The sequence below is a fragment of the Sphingobium sp. PNB genome (genome assembly GCF_019873065.1).
In the GTDB taxonomy this organism is placed as follows: Bacteria; Pseudomonadota; Alphaproteobacteria; order Sphingomonadales; family Sphingomonadaceae; genus Sphingobium; species Sphingobium fuliginis.
The window spans coordinates 1-1,861 of sequence record NZ_JAINEZ010000201.1 but is presented as its reverse complement, the minus strand read 5'-3'; the positions used below and the strand labels follow the sequence as shown (position 1 = coordinate 1,861).

The following is a 1,861-nucleotide window of genomic DNA, read 5'->3' as shown; positions in this document are numbered from 1 at the left end:
CTGCGACCGGCCTTTTGTGCCTCCCACCCAGCGATGAAGGCATTTTCGACCGCCTCCCGCCCATTGCCCGCAGGCTCTACCGATGAAAGGGCGGCGTCCCGTTCTTGGCGCAGTCTCTCGATGGTATCGATCAGACGGCCAAGCGTATTGTGGTTGACCGCCGCCATGTCGTGGCCGCCATGGGTCTTTACGTCATGACGCAGCCGCTCCAATCCATCGGGATCATCGATGAAATCAGGATAATATTTGAGTCGCTTCCGCACCTCCTGACCTGCGGGCGAAGTTGAGAGGGCTGCGTCACACATGACAACCATTTCTTCATTGGTCGCAGCCTGTTTACGGCGTTTCTCCAACTCCTTGCGCGCCTTGTCCTGCTCATCGACGTTGCCCCAGTATTTGGCATCGTCCAGCGCTGTGACGGCGGCGTCGACCTTAATGCGGTGCTCTTGGGCATAGAACTCGAATTGGTCCCGGCACTTCCGCAGCGCCGCTATTATGTCGGTGGTCATGCTGATTTCCTCACGAAACCGTCGCGGGTCTGCTCCCATTCGCCGGGCTTCTTCTCGGTGGGCTGGAACGGTGGCCAGTCACGGCTGCGCGTGTAGAACGGGCCTTTCTGGGATTCGGTCATGCGGGTCTTCCCTTCCGAATAGCGCGGGCCTGATGCTCCAGCTTGGCGACCGCGAGGATTGCGGGACGTAGTTCCGGCGCGGCATCATCGAACGCCAGCTTGGGATTGTAGCGATTGCCGCCAGCGAGGCGCGGCAGCAGGGCGCGAGGCACCAATTCCCAATTGCTCGGATCAGTGTTCAGGCGGTCGCCAAGGCACTTGAGCGCATACCCTTTGGGCACCGGACCGTTCGCCTGCTCCCAAAGCCATTTATGCTTCAGGACATAGCGGCGCTCAAAGCCGGTGTGCGGATTCTGCTCATCGATACTGATCTCGACATAGCCGTCTTTCGAAACGCGCTCGTGATGCAGATAGTTCGTGTTATGAGGCTGGTTGCCCTTCTTGAACTGCGTTCGACGGGCATTCGGATGACGACCGCCCCTCCCCGGTTCGCAGGGCACGCCTTTATTATGTGGCGTCTGGCCTTTGGCGAAGCATCCGGTGCGCCCGGTCAGCCAGCCATTGCGCTTGCACAGGGCGTTGAAGTTCTTGAGCGACACATCGTCGCGGCTGAATTTCTGGCAAAATGCAGCGTGAGCCTCATGGCGGGGCCACTGGCTGACAGAACGGATGAACTCGCGCTCCTCTGCGCTATAAGGAATCTGGCGGCCCTTCACTGGCCGTCTCCCTGCGCCAAAGCCTTCCGCTCGGCCGTCGGCGCGATGTTCGCTAGATGCGGCGCGAAGTGGTAGCCATGGCCTGCCAGCAGCGTTGCCGCCTTCAACTGCAGATCGGCGTTTTTAATGATCTGGTCAGCGACAGATACGATGGCATCGGCGCGCTTCGCCTCCTTCTCGATCTGCTCGTCGTTCAGGTCCTCATCGCCAAGCCGTTCGATCTGAGCGAACAGATGGTCGTTGAGGTCGGACAGCTTGTTTTTCACTAAACTTCCGGGGCCGCTTGTTAAGCTCGTCACCCCGTCCTCTTGAGAAATGGGTTAGGCGACTGCGGACTTCGGAATGAGCCTGCCAGTCTTCGGATCGCGAAGCTGGCCGTATTGGCGCCACACAGCTAATTCAGCAGCGGCGCGATCCCGTTCAATGAGCGCGACATTCATTCGCCTTGCCAAACTGCGGCAGGCGGCTGTCTGGCCCGCAACCTTTTCCTCCAAATCCACATTCGCCTTAGCCATCAGGGCCAGGGCGGCTTCGTGCTTCTTGCGTGTGATAAGTCCGAACATGGGTTGCTCCC

At 59.5% G+C, this 1,861-nt stretch carries 5 protein-coding genes; all 5 read right to left on the bottom strand.

The window, feature by feature from the left end; genetic code table 11:
* Positions 1 to 509, bottom strand: a 509-nt coding sequence (locus tag K7W03_RS27365; RefSeq protein WP_222888114.1) for a hypothetical protein, incomplete at its 3' end; no start/stop codon positions are given.
* Complete coding sequence (locus K7W03_RS28160) at positions 506 to 631, bottom strand: hypothetical protein (protein ID WP_264319094.1); 126 nt, start codon at positions 629 to 631, stop codon at positions 506 to 508. The genes K7W03_RS27365 and K7W03_RS28160, both read right to left, overlap by 4 nt.
* Entirely contained in the window at positions 628 to 1,287 is a 660-nt protein-coding gene (locus tag K7W03_RS27360) for an HNH endonuclease (protein WP_222888112.1), read from the bottom strand. The genes K7W03_RS28160 and K7W03_RS27360 overlap by 4 nt, the downstream gene beginning before the upstream one ends.
* The gene (locus K7W03_RS27355) at positions 1,284 to 1,553 is read right to left on the bottom strand and encodes a hypothetical protein (protein ID WP_222888110.1); all 270 of its coding nucleotides are present in this window, start codon (positions 1,551 to 1,553) and stop codon (positions 1,284 to 1,286) included. The genes K7W03_RS27360 and K7W03_RS27355 overlap by 4 nt, the downstream gene beginning before the upstream one ends.
* A 54-nt stretch (positions 1,554 to 1,607) precedes the next feature.
* On the bottom strand, positions 1,608 to 1,861 hold a 254-nt coding region (locus K7W03_RS27350), incomplete at its 5' end, for a hypothetical protein (protein ID WP_222888108.1).

Bases quoted from the DNA above. Each gene is read 5' to 3' on its own strand.
- K7W03_RS28160 (WP_264319094.1), bottom strand. From the start codon at position 631: ATGACCGAATCCCAGAAAGGCCCGTTCTACACGCGCAGCCGTGACTGG.